Origin of the sequence: Bacillus mycoides (assembly GCF_001757995.1) — a bacterium.
Taxonomy (GTDB): domain Bacteria; phylum Bacillota; class Bacilli; order Bacillales; family Bacillaceae_G; genus Bacillus_A; species Bacillus_A mycoides_B.
In genome coordinates, this window is the sequence record NZ_LXLV01000070.1 from 291,464 (window position 1) to 305,136 (window position 13,673).

The 13,673-nt window shown below is 36.7% G+C and carries 13 protein-coding genes and 4 pseudogenes; 7 read left to right on the forward strand and 10 right to left on the reverse strand.

The genetic code is table 11. The features are described from left to right. Nucleotides 1–12: 12 nt before the first annotated feature. A pseudogene (locus BWGOE10_RS25930) lies at nt 13–339 on the reverse strand (hypothetical protein); the annotation flags it as partial. 161 nt (nt 340–500) lie between these two features. Here BWGOE10_RS25930 and BWGOE10_RS25935 point away from each other — a divergent pair. Together BWGOE10_RS25935 and BWGOE10_RS25940 are read left to right on the forward strand one after the other, a co-directional pair. Continuing rightward, on the forward strand, nt 501–2,120 hold the full coding sequence (locus BWGOE10_RS25935) for an SWIM zinc finger family protein (RefSeq protein WP_002159829.1): 1,620 nt from the start codon (nt 501–503) through the stop codon (nt 2,118–2,120). Next, nucleotides 2,104–4,860: a DEAD/DEAH box helicase gene (locus BWGOE10_RS25940; protein ID WP_070145531.1), complete on the forward strand. Its 2,757-nt coding sequence runs from the start codon at nt 2,104–2,106 to the stop codon at nt 4,858–4,860. The genes BWGOE10_RS25935 and BWGOE10_RS25940 overlap by 17 nt, the downstream gene beginning before the upstream one ends. Nucleotides 4,861–4,986: 126 nt before the next feature. On the opposite strand, the gene BWGOE10_RS25945 is transcribed toward BWGOE10_RS25940, so the two are convergent. Continuing rightward, nucleotides 4,987–5,472, reverse strand: a complete 486-nt coding sequence (locus BWGOE10_RS25945; protein WP_001080721.1) for a VanZ family protein — start codon at nt 5,470–5,472, stop codon at nt 4,987–4,989. A gap of 111 nt (nt 5,473–5,583) precedes the next feature. Here BWGOE10_RS25945 and BWGOE10_RS25950 point away from each other — a divergent pair, with 111 nt between their 5' ends. The 3 genes from BWGOE10_RS25950 to BWGOE10_RS33020 all read left to right on the forward strand — a co-directional run bounded on the left by BWGOE10_RS25950 (nt 5,584) and on the right by BWGOE10_RS33020 (nt 6,845). Beyond that, the gene (locus tag BWGOE10_RS25950; protein ID WP_070145532.1) at nt 5,584–5,808 is read left to right on the forward strand and encodes a DUF1659 domain-containing protein; all 225 of its coding nucleotides are present in this window, start codon (nt 5,584–5,586) and stop codon (nt 5,806–5,808) included. Nucleotides 5,809–5,970: 162 nt separating this feature from the next. After that, nucleotides 5,971–6,609, forward strand: a complete 639-nt coding sequence (locus BWGOE10_RS25955) for a hypothetical protein (RefSeq protein WP_070145533.1) — start codon at nt 5,971–5,973, stop codon at nt 6,607–6,609. After that, nucleotides 6,609–6,845, forward strand: a complete 237-nt coding sequence (locus tag BWGOE10_RS33020) for a hypothetical protein (RefSeq protein WP_171903141.1) — start codon at nt 6,609–6,611, stop codon at nt 6,843–6,845. The genes BWGOE10_RS25955 and BWGOE10_RS33020 overlap by 1 nt, the downstream gene beginning before the upstream one ends. Here the strand turns inward: BWGOE10_RS33020 and BWGOE10_RS25960 are convergent. From BWGOE10_RS25960 to BWGOE10_RS25970, 3 genes and pseudogenes are all read right to left on the reverse strand, one after another. Next, nucleotides 6,842–7,027 carry a hypothetical protein gene (locus tag BWGOE10_RS25960; protein WP_070145534.1) on the reverse strand — a complete coding sequence of 62 codons (186 nt, stop codon included), beginning with the start codon at nt 7,025–7,027 and terminating at the stop codon, nt 6,842–6,844. The genes BWGOE10_RS33020 and BWGOE10_RS25960 overlap by 4 nt on opposite strands. 403 nt (nt 7,028–7,430) lie before the next feature. Next, a pseudogene (locus tag BWGOE10_RS25965) lies at nt 7,431–7,580 on the reverse strand (IS6 family transposase); the annotation flags it as partial. Nucleotides 7,581–7,727: 147 nt separating this feature from the next. After that, on the reverse strand, nt 7,728–8,126 hold the full coding sequence (locus BWGOE10_RS25970) for a DUF4359 domain-containing protein (protein WP_070145535.1): 399 nt from the start codon (nt 8,124–8,126) through the stop codon (nt 7,728–7,730). A 195-nt stretch (nt 8,127–8,321) separates the two neighbouring features. Here BWGOE10_RS25970 and BWGOE10_RS30615 point away from each other — a divergent pair. Continuing rightward, nucleotides 8,322–8,831: pseudogene (locus BWGOE10_RS30615) on the forward strand (competence protein ComK). A 54-nt stretch (nt 8,832–8,885) separates the two neighbouring features. On the opposite strand, the pseudogene BWGOE10_RS25975 reads toward BWGOE10_RS30615, so the two are convergent. After that, a pseudogene (locus BWGOE10_RS25975) lies at nt 8,886–9,312 on the reverse strand (sigma-70 family RNA polymerase sigma factor). A gap of 551 nt (nt 9,313–9,863) precedes the next feature. Between BWGOE10_RS25975 and BWGOE10_RS25980 the strand changes: the two are divergent. Beyond that, nucleotides 9,864–10,331, forward strand: a complete 468-nt coding sequence (locus tag BWGOE10_RS25980; protein WP_070145536.1) for a hypothetical protein — start codon at nt 9,864–9,866, stop codon at nt 10,329–10,331. A 188-nt stretch (nt 10,332–10,519) separates the two neighbouring features. Here BWGOE10_RS25980 and BWGOE10_RS25985 read toward each other — a convergent pair whose 3' ends face one another. The 4 genes from BWGOE10_RS25985 to BWGOE10_RS26000 form a co-directional block, all read right to left on the reverse strand. Next, entirely contained in the window at nt 10,520–11,200 is a 681-nt protein-coding gene (locus tag BWGOE10_RS25985) for a Yip1 family protein (protein WP_070145537.1), read from the reverse strand. 118 nt (nt 11,201–11,318) lie between these two features. Then, complete coding sequence (locus tag BWGOE10_RS25990; protein ID WP_000054366.1) at nt 11,319–12,521, reverse strand: ABC transporter permease; 1,203 nt, start codon at nt 12,519–12,521, stop codon at nt 11,319–11,321. Further along, on the reverse strand, nt 12,518–13,198 hold the full coding sequence (locus BWGOE10_RS25995) for an ABC transporter ATP-binding protein (RefSeq protein ID WP_000631628.1): 681 nt from the start codon (nt 13,196–13,198) through the stop codon (nt 12,518–12,520). The genes BWGOE10_RS25990 and BWGOE10_RS25995 overlap by 4 nt, the downstream gene beginning before the upstream one ends. After that, on the reverse strand, nt 13,195–13,673 hold a 479-nt coding region (locus BWGOE10_RS26000), incomplete at its 5' end, for an efflux RND transporter periplasmic adaptor subunit (protein WP_415858229.1). The genes BWGOE10_RS25995 and BWGOE10_RS26000, both read right to left, overlap by 4 nt.

Consider the following 13,673-nt stretch of genomic DNA (forward strand, 5'->3'; position numbering starts at 1 on the left):
TATTTCTCCCCCTTATTTTTTTACTACTTTCATACCCACGAATGTTAATACGTAAGAAATAAGAAAACTACCTACTATTAAATATAGCGTGTTGCTTTGAATAGATAATATCGGTCCAGAAATTCCAGCGAACTCCTTCATAATTTCCTTACTTCCTGAGGCTGTAATATGAATTTTTGCTATTCTATTTACACAAAGCATCATCACAGTATAAACAGCACTAAACACTGCTATAGTTACGTACCTATTTCGCATACGATATTGAGCCAATTTCATTCCAGCCCTAACTAGTAGAATACATGGTAGAAGAATTAATAATTCCCACCAATGTAAATCTGACAAACAAATTCTCTCCTTTTAATTACATAGTAATATACAAAATTAACATTATATATATTACCATGATTTTCTAATTGTGTAATTAGAATTTCATTTTTTCTGTTTTGAGCATTTTTTGTTTATAATGGTAAAGGAAAGAAATCTGTGTACGGAGGAATATTATGCTGCAAGACTCAATTACGAAAGATGAAATTATGATGATTGCGAATGAGTTCGTTCAAGGGCTTGATCCACAGCAAGTTGCTGATCAGGAGCATGTCGCTACAGCTCGGCACCTATATCGTAGTGGTGTTGTCTATAACGTTGACTTTGATGGCTATACGCTATCCGGAACTGTAAATGCTGAAGGCAGTGTATATAGCGTTCACATCCCAATTCGTAATGTCACTGAAAGCTATTGCGATTGCTTCGCGCCAACGCAATGTGAGCATATGCTTGCTGTGTTACTATCTGCAGCTTCTAGTTTTGGGCAGGTAGGAGATGTATTAACTTTATTCAAAAATAATACAAAACCTTCTCTTCCTCCTATTCGAACTGCACGACAAGTATTGCAATCATCAGCTTTTGAAGAAATGGATTATAAAAGTTGGCAAACATACTTTGAAAATGAATATGAATCATTTAAAAAAGAACAAGCTCGGCTCACTTATAAACAAATGTATTTTCTTATGAGTCTTTTTACAGACTTCTATACAAAATTAGAACGGAAAGCTCCGCGCATCGTTGCTATTCATGAATTATTTAAGTTGCACGCGGCACTTTATTGCTTTCAAAAATTATTAGAAGAAATTCAAGAATTTGAAGCAAACAAACTATATTCTTATCACCAACCAGTTAACGTCGTTCGCCTATTCGTTGATAAAGTTGAATCTACCGTTAGGGACCTAAAAACAGAGGAGATTCCAGAAGAATCCAAACCGATTTTACAAGAAACAGCTCGGCTCATACATGAAGCATTCTTCTCTACCGATGCCTATACACAAGAGCGATTCTTCATTTATCGTCACGTATGGGGTGAACTGTTAAGAACAGAAGAGCAGCTACAAGAAGAAGAAAAACGAATCGATACTAAAATCAATCCACTTTCCAAAGCATTAGCATCTTCTCATCTGCTCTTTTTAAATAATGAAGACTTATCGGCAATGGAATTACTCAAAAAACAGCCTGCTTCTGTTGTGAGCCTTTACTTCTATTGGTTAGAAGAGTTATTAAGTGCGATGCAGTGGGACCGTGCTAAAAGCTGGCTTTCCTTTACTTATAAACAAGTAAAAGAAACGATAACGGAACAAGAGAATACCGTCTTCATACAAGATATCGTTCGATTATTTGTGATGATGTATGAGACATATGCAACGCATACGAATGAACAAGCGGGATTAGAAATGATTTTACAAGAACTATTACCGTATAGTTTCACAAATTATGAACAATACGTACTAGCGAAGAAACAATACCATGCATGGACGGAACTTCAGCTCTTATATGGATTCGAAGTAATCGAACTTTTGAAAGAACCATTGAAAGATATTGAAAAAGAAGCGCCCGAAGCAGCACTTCCTCTTTATCACCATGCCGCAATGGAAGCAATTGAAGAGCGAAATCGCAAATCATATAAACGTGCCGTTCGTTACTTAAAGAAATTACGTATGCTTTATAAACGACTGAAGCGAACTGATGAATGGGATGCTTTCATTATTCATATCGCTAACTTACATTCACGTCTGCGTGCACTACAAGAGGAATTACGGAGAGGAAAATTAATCGATGATCATACAAACTGAAGTAACAATTAGGCTCCAGCACGTTAGTCAAGGTTGGTTCCTTTGGGGAGAAGATGATAGCGGTACGCTCTTATCCGTAGCAACTTGGAAAAAAAATGCATTCGCATGGCACTCTACTTCCTTCTACGGAACGTTTTTAAAAGAAGCAACGTATGAGGGAAAACAAGGCGTTATGTTAACGAATGCACAGGCATTTGAATACATCGCAAATAAACCGATGAATTCATTTGCAAATATGCAAATGAACGGTCCTATTACGGCACTTACAAAGGACGCAAGTGAATTATGGGACGCTTTCGTCAGCGGCAGCTTCGCACCTGACATGAAGCATTGGTCTCAGCGGCCATCTTGGAAAGTTCAGAATACCTCAATTGAAGATGACATGTTAGCATCTCTTTTCTCTGCCGCTGTGAACGAAAGTATTTTGCAAGATGCTCGCTCAAATGACGGATGGGAAGATGCAAAGAGACTATATGAACATTACGACTTTACGAAAAGGCAATTGGAAGCAGCACTACATGAAGAAGATTGGCTTCGAAAAATTGGTTACATTGAAGATGATCTTCCATTTACAGTCGGCTTAAGACTACAAGAACCGCAAGAAGAACTTGAAATGTGGAAGCTTGAAACAATCGTTACACCAAAACGTGGTGCGCATCGCATATATGTATATGAAAGTATCGATTCCTTGCCAAAACGATGGCACGATTACGAAGAACGGATTCTTGAAACACAAGAAGGATTCAGTAAGCTCGTACCGTGGCTAAAAGAGGACGACAAGTTCCGAGAAGAACTCTTTGAAACGGAAGCTTGGAACTTCTTAACCGAAGCAAGTAATGAATTACTCGCAGCAGGTATTACAATTTTACTACCATCATGGTGGCAAAATTTAAAAGCAACAAAACCGAAGTTACGTGTACAGCTGAAGCAAAGTACAGCACAAACACAATCTTTCTTCGGCATGAATACGCTCGTTAATTTCGACTGGCGCATTTCAACGGACGGAATTGATTTATCAGAAAGCGAATTTTTTGAACTTGTTGAGCAGAACAAACGCCTTTTCAATTTAAATGGTCAATGGATGAGACTTGATCCTGCCTTTATTGAAGAAGTAAAAAAACTAATGAACCGTGCAGATAAATATGGACTAGAAATGAAAGACGTGTTGCAGCAACATTTATCTAGCACCTCGGAAACAGAAATTGTAGAAGACGATAGTCCGTTTACCGATATTGAAATCGAACTAGATGGATATTATGAAGAGCTTTTCCAAAAACTTCTGCACATTGGAGATATTCCAAAAGTAGATGTACCCTCTTCGCTACAAGCAACACTCCGTCCATATCAACAACACGGTATTGAATGGTTGCTATACTTACGAAAGCTTGGATTTGGAGCATTATTAGCCGATGATATGGGACTTGGAAAAAGTATTCAAACGATAGCTTACTTACTATACACTAAAGAAAACAATCTCCAAACAGGACCTGCGTTAATTGTGGCACCAACATCAGTCCTTGGAAATTGGCAAAAAGAATTTGAGCGTTTCGCACCAAATTTACGTGTTCAGTTACATTACGGGGGTAACCGAGCTAAGGATGAGTCATTTAAAGACTTCCTTCAATCAGCAGATGTTGTATTAACTTCTTATGCATTAGCTCAGCTTGATGAAGAAGAACTTAGTACCTTATGCTGGGATGCTGTTATTTTAGATGAAGCTCAAAATATAAAAAACCCACATACGAAACAGTCGAAAGCAGTAAGAAACCTACAAGCAAATCACAAAATTGCTTTAACCGGTACACCAATGGAAAACCGACTTGCTGAGCTTTGGTCTATTTTCGACTTTATCAATCATGGGTATCTCGGAAGCTTAGGACAATTCCAGCGCCGCTTCGTCACACCGATTGAAAAGGACCGTGATGAAGGAAAAATCCAGCAAGTACAACGATTTATCTCGCCATTTTTACTGCGTCGTACGAAGAAAGATCAAACAGTCGCATTAAACTTGCCAGATAAACAAGAACAGAAAGCTTATTGTCCACTAACTGGTGAACAGGCTTCCTTATATGAACAACTTGTTCAAGATACATTACACAATGTAGAAGGATTAAGCGGAATTGAAAGACGCGGATTTATATTACTTATGCTGAACAAGCTAAAACAAATTTGTAACCACCCAGCCCTTTATTTGAAAGAAGAAGAACCACAAGATATCATCGAACGCTCTATGAAAACAAAAACGTTAATGGAGCTCATCGAAAATATAAAAGACCAAAATGAAAGTTGCCTAATCTTCACTCAATACATTGGCATGGGGAACATGCTAAAACGTGTGCTAGAAGAAAATTTCGGTCAGCGTGTCCTCTTCTTAAACGGGAGTGTACCGAAGAAAGAACGTGACAAGATGATCGAGCAGTTCCAAAACGGAACATATGACATCTTCATCTTATCGTTAAAGGCCGGCGGAACAGGATTGAACTTAACTGCTGCCAACCATGTCATTCACTATGACCGTTGGTGGAATCCAGCTGTAGAAAACCAGGCCACAGACCGTGCATATCGCATTGGTCAAAAACGCTTCGTTCACGTTCATAAACTCATTACAACAGGAACGCTTGAAGAGAAGATTGATGAAATGTTAGAACGAAAACAATCATTAAACAACGCCGTCATTACAAGCGATAGTTGGATGACTGAACTATCAACAGACGAACTAAAAGAATTACTTGGCGTATAAAGTGAAGCTTTAATCAGTGGGGGTTCCATCCCCACTGATTATTAGCCCTCACCAATCTGTTTTTACGGGCAGCAAGGCTCCCACAAATAGCGGGATAAACAAAAAAGGAGCAATCTCTAAATGAGATTAGCTCCTTTTTCTATGCCAAAACCAATTACTTATTATAATTCCTGTTAACCCGCCGCACGTATCAAGCAATGAATCCTGCCACATCGGTGTACGGCCTCCTGTTAACCCTTGATGAATTTCATCAAATATTGCATATCCCGCAACGAAAAGAAGTGCATATATAAAGCACCTTTTTCTCGAGTAACCAGATTTATAAAAAGCATAATACGTTAATGAGCCGAGTATAAAGAACACCGTAAAATGAGCACCTTTACGAAGGAAAAACTCGATAAAACCACCTACACCTTTATTTGCGATACTAACAGGTGTACCTCCGCCATAATCGATAGATACCCCTGAAAAATGCTCTTTCACAAACTCAACATTTGCGGATTGCTCAATATCCGAGCGCATATCCTGTTTTTTATATGGCTGTGCTGAGGAATAGAAAATAATCCCCATCCATACTAATACAGGAATCCAAAATAACCATTTACGATTCATTCTTCCGTAAGCCCCTCTCTTGCTCTATTAAGAGTACCAAAAAAAAGAAAAAATTTCACGCCAAAACATGACATTTCCTCCCTATTTATAAAGTGAAAGGGGGTGATAAACATGGCAGTTGAAACGATCGTTATGGACTTAACTTTACGTCTCGTATTAAACGGTGGATTAGACAAGAACGGAAAAACAGTTTTTAAGAACAAGCAATTCAAACATGTTAAAACAAATGCAGATTTAGGGAAAGTACATGCTGTTGCACGTGCTCTTGCTTCATTACAAGGATCACCACTTCATGCTGTACAACTTGTAAGCACTTTAGATCTTTCTAATCTATAAAGTGAGACTTTAATCATTGGGGTTTTCCCTATTCCCTCGTCAATGTAGCTTATCCGATTTTGATAGCCAAGAACCACCGGATTTGTTAGTTAAGTATAGACGCAATACAACTTAAAGTTGTATTGTGAAATTAACTATAAAAATATAAAGTGGTGAATGGAAATGGAAAAAGAGATAGAAATCAAATCTAAACAACTAATCGATAAGTTGGTTGGAACTGATGAAACTTCAGTTAAGAAAAACGCCAGGTTCGGATTTAAAATTTTCGGTTCGGTTGGGAGTCAAAACATCATTTGGTCAAGATATAAAATGGACAGAATGATAAGAACATTAGACCAAACAATGTTAGAAAAAATGGTAGCTGAAAAAAACATTGAACAACAAAAAAATATTATTAAAGAGAAAACGGATCGGATTGAGAAGTTAGAAAAAAATCAAAAGAAGTTGGAAGAAGAATATAAAAAAATAGAGGCTCAACACAAACGATTATTAGAGCAATATTACAAATTCCGTAAAAACCAACAAAAAGGAATGATAAAAGAAAGAGTTCTAACTACACCAGTTAAAGAAACAATTAAAGAAGCGTGGGAACAAGGTTATAAATTAAAAGATATTCATGAAGGGCTTGTATTATCGGGTATAGATATCAGTTATGAAGCCATTAGAAAATATGTAAAAGTGGGGAAGGAAACAGGTGATTGGCGTATTTCGAAAGAAGAAAATAAAGCTTCAGCGAGTCTTGCAGCAGAAGCTATAGCAAGTGTTATAGACCAACGAAACAAACAACAAGGCAATGAATAATGGTTCATAAGAGAAATAGTAATTGGACTAAAAAACTGAAAAGTATTAGAAATTATGAAGCCTTACCTCCAGTTATTATAAGGGCCATATGGAGTCGTTATGACCGTGGACAATCACCACAGAAGATATACGAAAGGCTAAAAGAGGAAAGGCAACTTATTGCTAGTTTTGAAACTGTAGAAGCCTATATAGAGCAAGTGGTAAAACCTTATTATGAAAAAGAGGGGGAGAATTAAACCTCCCACTTTTTGAGACAGTCAGGGCATTGCCATTGCATGATTCTATCGAGTGCAATGTGTGTGATTCCTATTTTCCTTGTGAAATGAGTTGCGTTATAGGATTTTTGTGATTCTTTAGGAATTGGATCGCCTTGCAAATTAGCGTTGCAATGAGGACAAAATTCTTTGCTATCGTTCATGCAATTCACCTCCTTGTTTTTCGGTGTGAGTGTTGTGTCTGAGTATAAATTTGATAAAAATAAAAAAGACAAGTTCCTCCCAAGAACTTGACTTTAAATAATAACTTTTGATTTAAGTATCTAAATTATATGTAGATTAGATTTATTCAATCCTTTTGGTGCGACCAACACCGAGAGGATTTTTTTATTTTTTTGACGGACTTATTATACCATAAGTTTAGTTTTTTGTTCAATTCAATGTAGTTATAGTTTTGTTTTATCATAAGGTTTTAATTTTCGTCCACAGTTTAACGAAAATCAGCTCAGTTTAGCGAAGTATCAGTTCATTCTCATAAAGCATTAGCTTAGTCTCATGAAGTATCAGCTTAGTCTAGCGAAAGGGTAGTTTCGTTTGACGGGAGGTCAAATTGTTTTGAGGAAGGGATAGCCCGCGTTCCTCCATCATTTCGACTAAGTCACGAAAACTGAGGTTGTACCGTAGGTACCATCTCACGGTTAATACAATAATATCCAGTTGATAATGTTTCCACTTGAATAGATTTTGCTCTTTCATACCAATCACATCCTTTTTTAGAATACTAGTATCAGCATATTCAAGTTTAAGGGATTATTTACAAGCGTTTTGGAGTGTTTGCACCAGAACCGAGAAAACTGTATCCGAAGTTCAGATTACTCCTTAAATCAAAAAGACGAATCTGCATCATTTTGCAGATTCGTCTTTTTTCTTCGGCATTTCAATTGGAATAAAGATGTTTGAAAAACCAACACAAACATACTTATAATTCTCTCCGCCTAAATCAAACTCTGTCGTATATGTTGAGAAGAACATATAATCATTTCGCTTTGTATAATGGTCGATTAATAATCCAACTTGTGGTTCAACATACTTATTTGCCAATTTTTTTCCCGCCGATGCTAAGTCGCCAAGGAGAGCCTCTTTGTTTTCTTTCTCAACCTCTTCTAGCTTCTTACTCACATCATTACGCTTCATAAATTGTTTTGCTGCCCAATCCGTATATTCTCCCTTACTCGGATTACTGTTTGCTAAATAAACTAAGAGAACAACAGCTAGAGCCATAATAATATACTTTTTCTTCATGCTATATCACCGCCTACTCTTTTCTATTTTCATATATATGTACAAGCGATGCAAATTAGAAAGACTATCATCTATTGATTGTAAACGAACAACAAAAATTTACAATACGCAACAGAAGATTAATATTGAATTTACATAATTTATATATAATTATATCCGGAATACGAAACTTTTTATAAGGGAGGATTTAGAATTATGGATAATGAAAGTAATATTTTTATTTCTAGTTCTACAATGATGCTTGAGCCATACAAACGCCCTTATTAACGTACAAAAATTATCGACAGTAGTGAGAAAACCACCTGTACTCATGCCAAACAGCTCTCCAACTCATAAAGGAATCTTGTCTAACAAGTGTTCATTCTACTTATCAAGGTAGACGTGCTGCAGTCCAAGCAAAATTTAATTTCAAACAGAATGTTCCGATTCCAATTAATCATAGGGAATATATTTTTACTTTCCCAACAGAATCTCCTTCGTCTCCAAACTGTATTTGGTTGTTCTATAACCATATAAATGATATAGAGTTTTTCAAAAAAACTAAAAAAGCTAAAATTCATTTTTTAAACCGAACTACCGTAACAATACGAATAAGTTCCCATAAGTTAAGACAGCAAGTATTGAAGGCTGGATATGTATTATCACGGATGAACACGCAAGATTCACTACACTTAAAAAAACCTCATGCTACATTTACTGCCTTAAAATTAATAGAATGGAAAGCAATATTTTCCTTGCCTTCCATTCTATTTATTATTCTTATCCCCTTACACTATCTCGTATTTTCTCAAGCGCTTGTCGATATAACCATCTCGTTTGATAGTACGTCATCCCCATTTCAATGGCTATCTCTCCCATCTTTTTACCTGCAAAAAATCGTTCTGAAATAATGTGCCTCTCCCTCTCATTTAACACACTCATAAAGTCCTTCGCTCTCGTTCCCGCATCTTCAGGCTCAAATCGTTCATCATACTCTCCGGCACATACATACCTCTCTTGTACTACACGTTCTTTCTTCAACCTTTACAATATATGACCACGCACCGTTACGACAGCATAAGCAAGAACCCCCCCCTTTCTCCTCCTCATACCTTTCATAAGCATACCAAAGACCAATTAAACCACAGTGATAATACTCTTCATAATCTTGATAAATATTTAACCTCTTTATTTGATTTGCAATCATACCTTCTTACAAAACAACCGTATCTACAAAAGCCTCTGGCTTCACACAATACCCGTTTTTAAAAGGTATACCCAAATGCCCTATACGTTTACAAGACTTCTAGGTATACATAACACCCTTTTTTATTTTCCGTTCGTATTAAGTTACTTTTATTTTCACGCCATCAATATAAAAAAAGCAACAAAAATATTGATGTATCAACGTTTATTACGCTTTTCCATATAAAAGAGAACACTGCAAAATAACCTCATAGAGGTCACCATATCTACCGAAACTGTTTTAAGGTAGCACAGACAAGTAGACAAAAGTCTCGTAAAAAGTGTGTACTTTTTTGACACACTTTTTACGAGACTCTATCATTTTTGCATAAAAGGAGTTAATTTATAGCCGTTTTAAAAAAATGAACTTATACATGTCCATAAAATACCTCAAAAATAACGAGACAATAGTCCACCTATTTTACAAACAAAAAACTTTTTCATGATAATCAGTAAATAAAAACACAGCTCTTATGGTGTAATAAATTCCTCCATCTTTTTAAAAATGACACTTTGTTAGATAAAACTGATATTACCTTAGTCAGAACTAATGCTTTGTTAGATAAAGCTGATATCAACTTAGTCAGAACTTACGCTTTGTTAGATAAGGCTGATATCAACTTAGTCAGAACTTACGCTTTGTTAGACAACGCTGATATCAACTTAGTCAGAACTTACGCTTTGTTAGATACAGCCGATATCAACTTAGTCAGAACTTACGCTTTGCTAGATAAGGCTGATATCAACTTAGTCAGAACTTACGCTTTGTTAGATACAGCTGATATCAACTTAGTCAGAACTTACACTTTGTTAGATAAAGCTGATATCAACTTAGTCAGAACTTACGCTTTGTTAGATAAGGCTGATATCGACTTAGTCAGAACTTACGCTTTGTTAGTCAAAGCTGATACCAATAATTTTAAAAATATTCTTAGATTTCTTTTGATCAATCAAACTAATATGTGTATCCATCTAACATAAAAAATATGGATAGAATGTCGACGAGCCTGTAAGTATAAGGGTTTACAGTCGTAGAAAAAGCCGTTAGGTTAAATGCATCATTAATAATCCAAATCATTTTATATTGAAATTTGAATGAGATTAACTTGAAATAGGGGTAAAAATAAAAAAGGTGACTCTCGGAAGAGTCACCTTTTTTAAATAATATGTTATGCACCAAAATCAGAGAACATGCCGCCTAACATACTAAACCCAATTGTAAGGATAAAGAATATAGTAATTAAAATTATTGCTTGTTTTTTACTTAAACCAGCAACGATATGCAAGCCTAAGCCAGTTAAAATTAAGCTCCAAATGTTAAAGACTTCAAATGCAGAACCAATGCCATATGCAATTGTTCCTTGTTCAAATAAAGGCCCTAAACTTGTATATTTATCAGCGCCATTCCCACCCAAAATATATCCTAAAGCTACATTAAGAAGACTACCAACATAAAAGACAACATTGGCATATATATAAATAGATAATATCTTCATATATGGAGTATCATTGCTCATAAACATCATAATAACTTTATAAAATCCTGCTACCACAAAAAGACCAACAGCTGTTCCAACTAGACCTCCAATAGCTCCAAATCCAAGTGTAGTCCACTTCATTATCCCCGTCGCATCATCCTTAACCAGCTTTGCTAGCTCCGGAGTATTAAGTAACCCTAAATAAGCTACCGCTGCTGATAAGATTGTCCCCATTAAAAGAAATAAGAAAAATCCTCCCCAGACTGGGCTTTTCGTCTTCATTCTCTCAAACTGTAAGCCTGGAGAAGTAACCATTCCAAATAATGACGGCTTCTTCGCACCTTCATCTTGCGTATTAATATTCATTTCCATTATAACGCCTCCTTCTATTTATATCCCGTTCTAACGGGCGGTTCACTTCCTCACATAGAGGCTACGAACCGCCCACTAGAACGGTAATGTGTAGTAGAGAGTCCCTCTCTACTACAACTTATTCATAACGCAGTGCTTCAATCGGATCTAACTTCGCAGCTTTGTTTGCTGGAATTAATCCGAAAATAATACCTAGTGTCATAGAGAACAGTACGCCTCCAACGACAACTTCCCATGAAACGAGCGGTGGCCATTTTGCGAATGTAGAAACGATATATGCCCCACCATATCCAAGACCAATTCCGATTAAACCACCTAGAAGCGTTAACATAACGGCTTCAATTAAAAACTGTAATAAAATTTTACTACGCGTTGCTCCAAGTGCTTTACGTATCCCAATTTCACGCGTACGCTCCGTTACAGATACGAGCATGATGTTCATAACTCCAATACCACCAACGACTAATGAAATACCAGCGATACCGCCGATGATCATCGTCATGATATTAGTAACTTTAGAAACATTTTCTTGGAATTCTTTTAAATTCACCAGTTCATATTTACCTGGAATTTCACTTGGCTTACGACTATTTAATACATCAACAGCTTGTTTCCCAGCGGATTCTAAATCGTCTACATTTTTAGCTTGAATTGCGATATTTTGAATATCATCTGTTCCGTATAAAACAGGCCATAACGTAAGGGGGATTAACGCTTCTTCCATTTCAAATCCCATAAACTCATTATCGGATCTATACACACCAATAATTTGCATTGGCTGCCCCTTCATCTCAATAATTTGTCCAACTGGGTTTACGTCCTTAAATAAAGTCTCTTCTGTTTTTGTACTAATCATCACAACGTTATTTGCATGAGAAATATCTGATTCATTTAAAGTACGTCCCTTTACAACCTTTACTTTATTAACTGCAAAATATTCATTATCAAGACCAATAACATTCAGATTTGCTTTTTTATCATTTACATCAAGCACCTCTGAATTCTGGTTTGTCGTAATAACGTGTGAAACATCTTTCACTTGTTTTACTTCCAAAATATCCTCTTCAGTTAACTTTGGTATTTCAAATCCACCCATAGCAAACTCATCATTAATATCTGGTTTAAATTGAATTGGCATAAGGTTATTACCGCCAGAACCTGCGAATTTCGACTTCAGCATCGCTTCCCCGCCTTGCCCAATTGCAACGACAGTAATAATAGAACCAACACCGATAATAATACCGAGCATCGTCAGAGCAGAACGCAGTTTATGAGCTAGAATAGAAGATAAGGCGATTTTTATACTATCTAGTAAACTCATACCGCACACCTTCTATCTTCTGTAATTTTCCCATCTCGCAGTACAATACGGCGAGAAGAATAAGCCGCAACCTCTTCTTCATGCGTAACCATAACAATCGTCGTACCTTCTGCATTGAGCTTCGTGAAAATGTCCATAACTTGCTCACCAGACTTCGTATCAAGCGCACCTGTCGGCTCATCTGCCATAATGAACGTTGGATTATTCGCAATTGACCTCGCAATAGCGACACGCTGCTTCTGTCCACCTGATAACTCATTCGGTAAATGATGAACTCTGTCTGACAAACCAACTTTACCAAGTGCTTCCAGAGCTCTTTGACGACGCTCTGCTTTCTTCACGCCACCATATACGAGCGGAAGTTCAACATTTTCTACTGCTGAAAGACGCGGCAGCAAGTTAAAATGCTGAAAAACAAAACCGATATACTCATTACGAATTAAGGCAAGCTTTGACTCGTCTGCTGTTAAGATATTCACATCATTCAGCATATATTCGCCTTCTGTTGGACGATCTAAACAACCGATAATATTCATAAGCGTTGATTTACCAGAACCAGACGGTCCCATAATCGAAACAAATTCACCGCTCTGAATCGTTAAACTAATACCGTGCAAAATCGGCACTGCCAATTTCCCTTGATAATACGTTTTAGCAATATTATTTAACGTAATCATTTCTCTTTCACTTCCATTCCGTCATACACGTCGTTGGAAGGATTTTTAACCACCTTTTGCCCCACTTTTGCGCCTTCAACAATCTCTGTCCAATCTCCATCAGTAGAACCTTTTTTCACATTTTGTTTACGAAGCTTTCCTTTATCCTCAACATAAACAAATGCATCATCGCCTTTTTCTACAATGCTCTTACTTGGGACAGCAATCATCGTCTTATTCTCTAAATTTACTTGCAATGAAACATGGTACCCTGGAGATAAACCATCTTGGCTATCAAGGCTTGCCTTATATGTATATTGAGACATATTTTGAGTCACTTCGCCTACACCACCAGCTTGAGCCATCTCTGCACTCGTTGGGAATTCACTTACTTCTGTAATTTTACCTGTCCACTTCTTCTTATTATTTGCTTTCGCAGTTACAGTAAACGTTTGATCCTTTTGAATTTGTGACTTTTGAAGTTCTGTTAAAGTCC

Bases quoted from the DNA above. Each gene is read 5' to 3' on its own strand.
- BWGOE10_RS25985 (WP_070145537.1), bottom strand. From the start codon at position 11,200: ATGGAAATGAATATTAATACGCAAGATGAAGGTGCGAAGAAGCCGTCA.
- BWGOE10_RS25960 (WP_070145534.1), bottom strand. From the start codon at position 7,027: ATGAACGATAGCAAAGAATTTTGTCCTCATTGCAACGCTAATTTGCAA.
- BWGOE10_RS25990 (WP_000054366.1), bottom strand. From the start codon at position 12,521: ATGAGTTTACTAGATAGTATAAAAATCGCCTTATCTTCTATTCTAGCT.
- BWGOE10_RS25935 (WP_002159829.1), top strand. From the start codon at position 501: ATGCTGCAAGACTCAATTACGAAAGATGAAATTATGATGATTGCGAAT.
- BWGOE10_RS25995 (WP_000631628.1), bottom strand. From the start codon at position 13,198: ATGATTACGTTAAATAATATTGCTAAAACGTATTATCAAGGGAAATTG.
- BWGOE10_RS25950 (WP_070145532.1), top strand. From the start codon at position 5,584: ATGGCAGTTGAAACGATCGTTATGGACTTAACTTTACGTCTCGTATTA.
- BWGOE10_RS25970 (WP_070145535.1), bottom strand. From the start codon at position 8,126: ATGAAGAAAAAGTATATTATTATGGCTCTAGCTGTTGTTCTCTTAGTT.
- BWGOE10_RS25940 (WP_070145531.1), top strand. From the start codon at position 2,104: ATGATCATACAAACTGAAGTAACAATTAGGCTCCAGCACGTTAGTCAA.
- BWGOE10_RS25955 (WP_070145533.1), top strand. From the start codon at position 5,971: ATGGAAAAAGAGATAGAAATCAAATCTAAACAACTAATCGATAAGTTG.
- BWGOE10_RS25945 (WP_001080721.1), bottom strand. From the start codon at position 5,472: ATGAATCGTAAATGGTTATTTTGGATTCCTGTATTAGTATGGATGGGG.
- BWGOE10_RS33020 (WP_171903141.1), top strand. From the start codon at position 6,609: ATGGTTCATAAGAGAAATAGTAATTGGACTAAAAAACTGAAAAGTATT.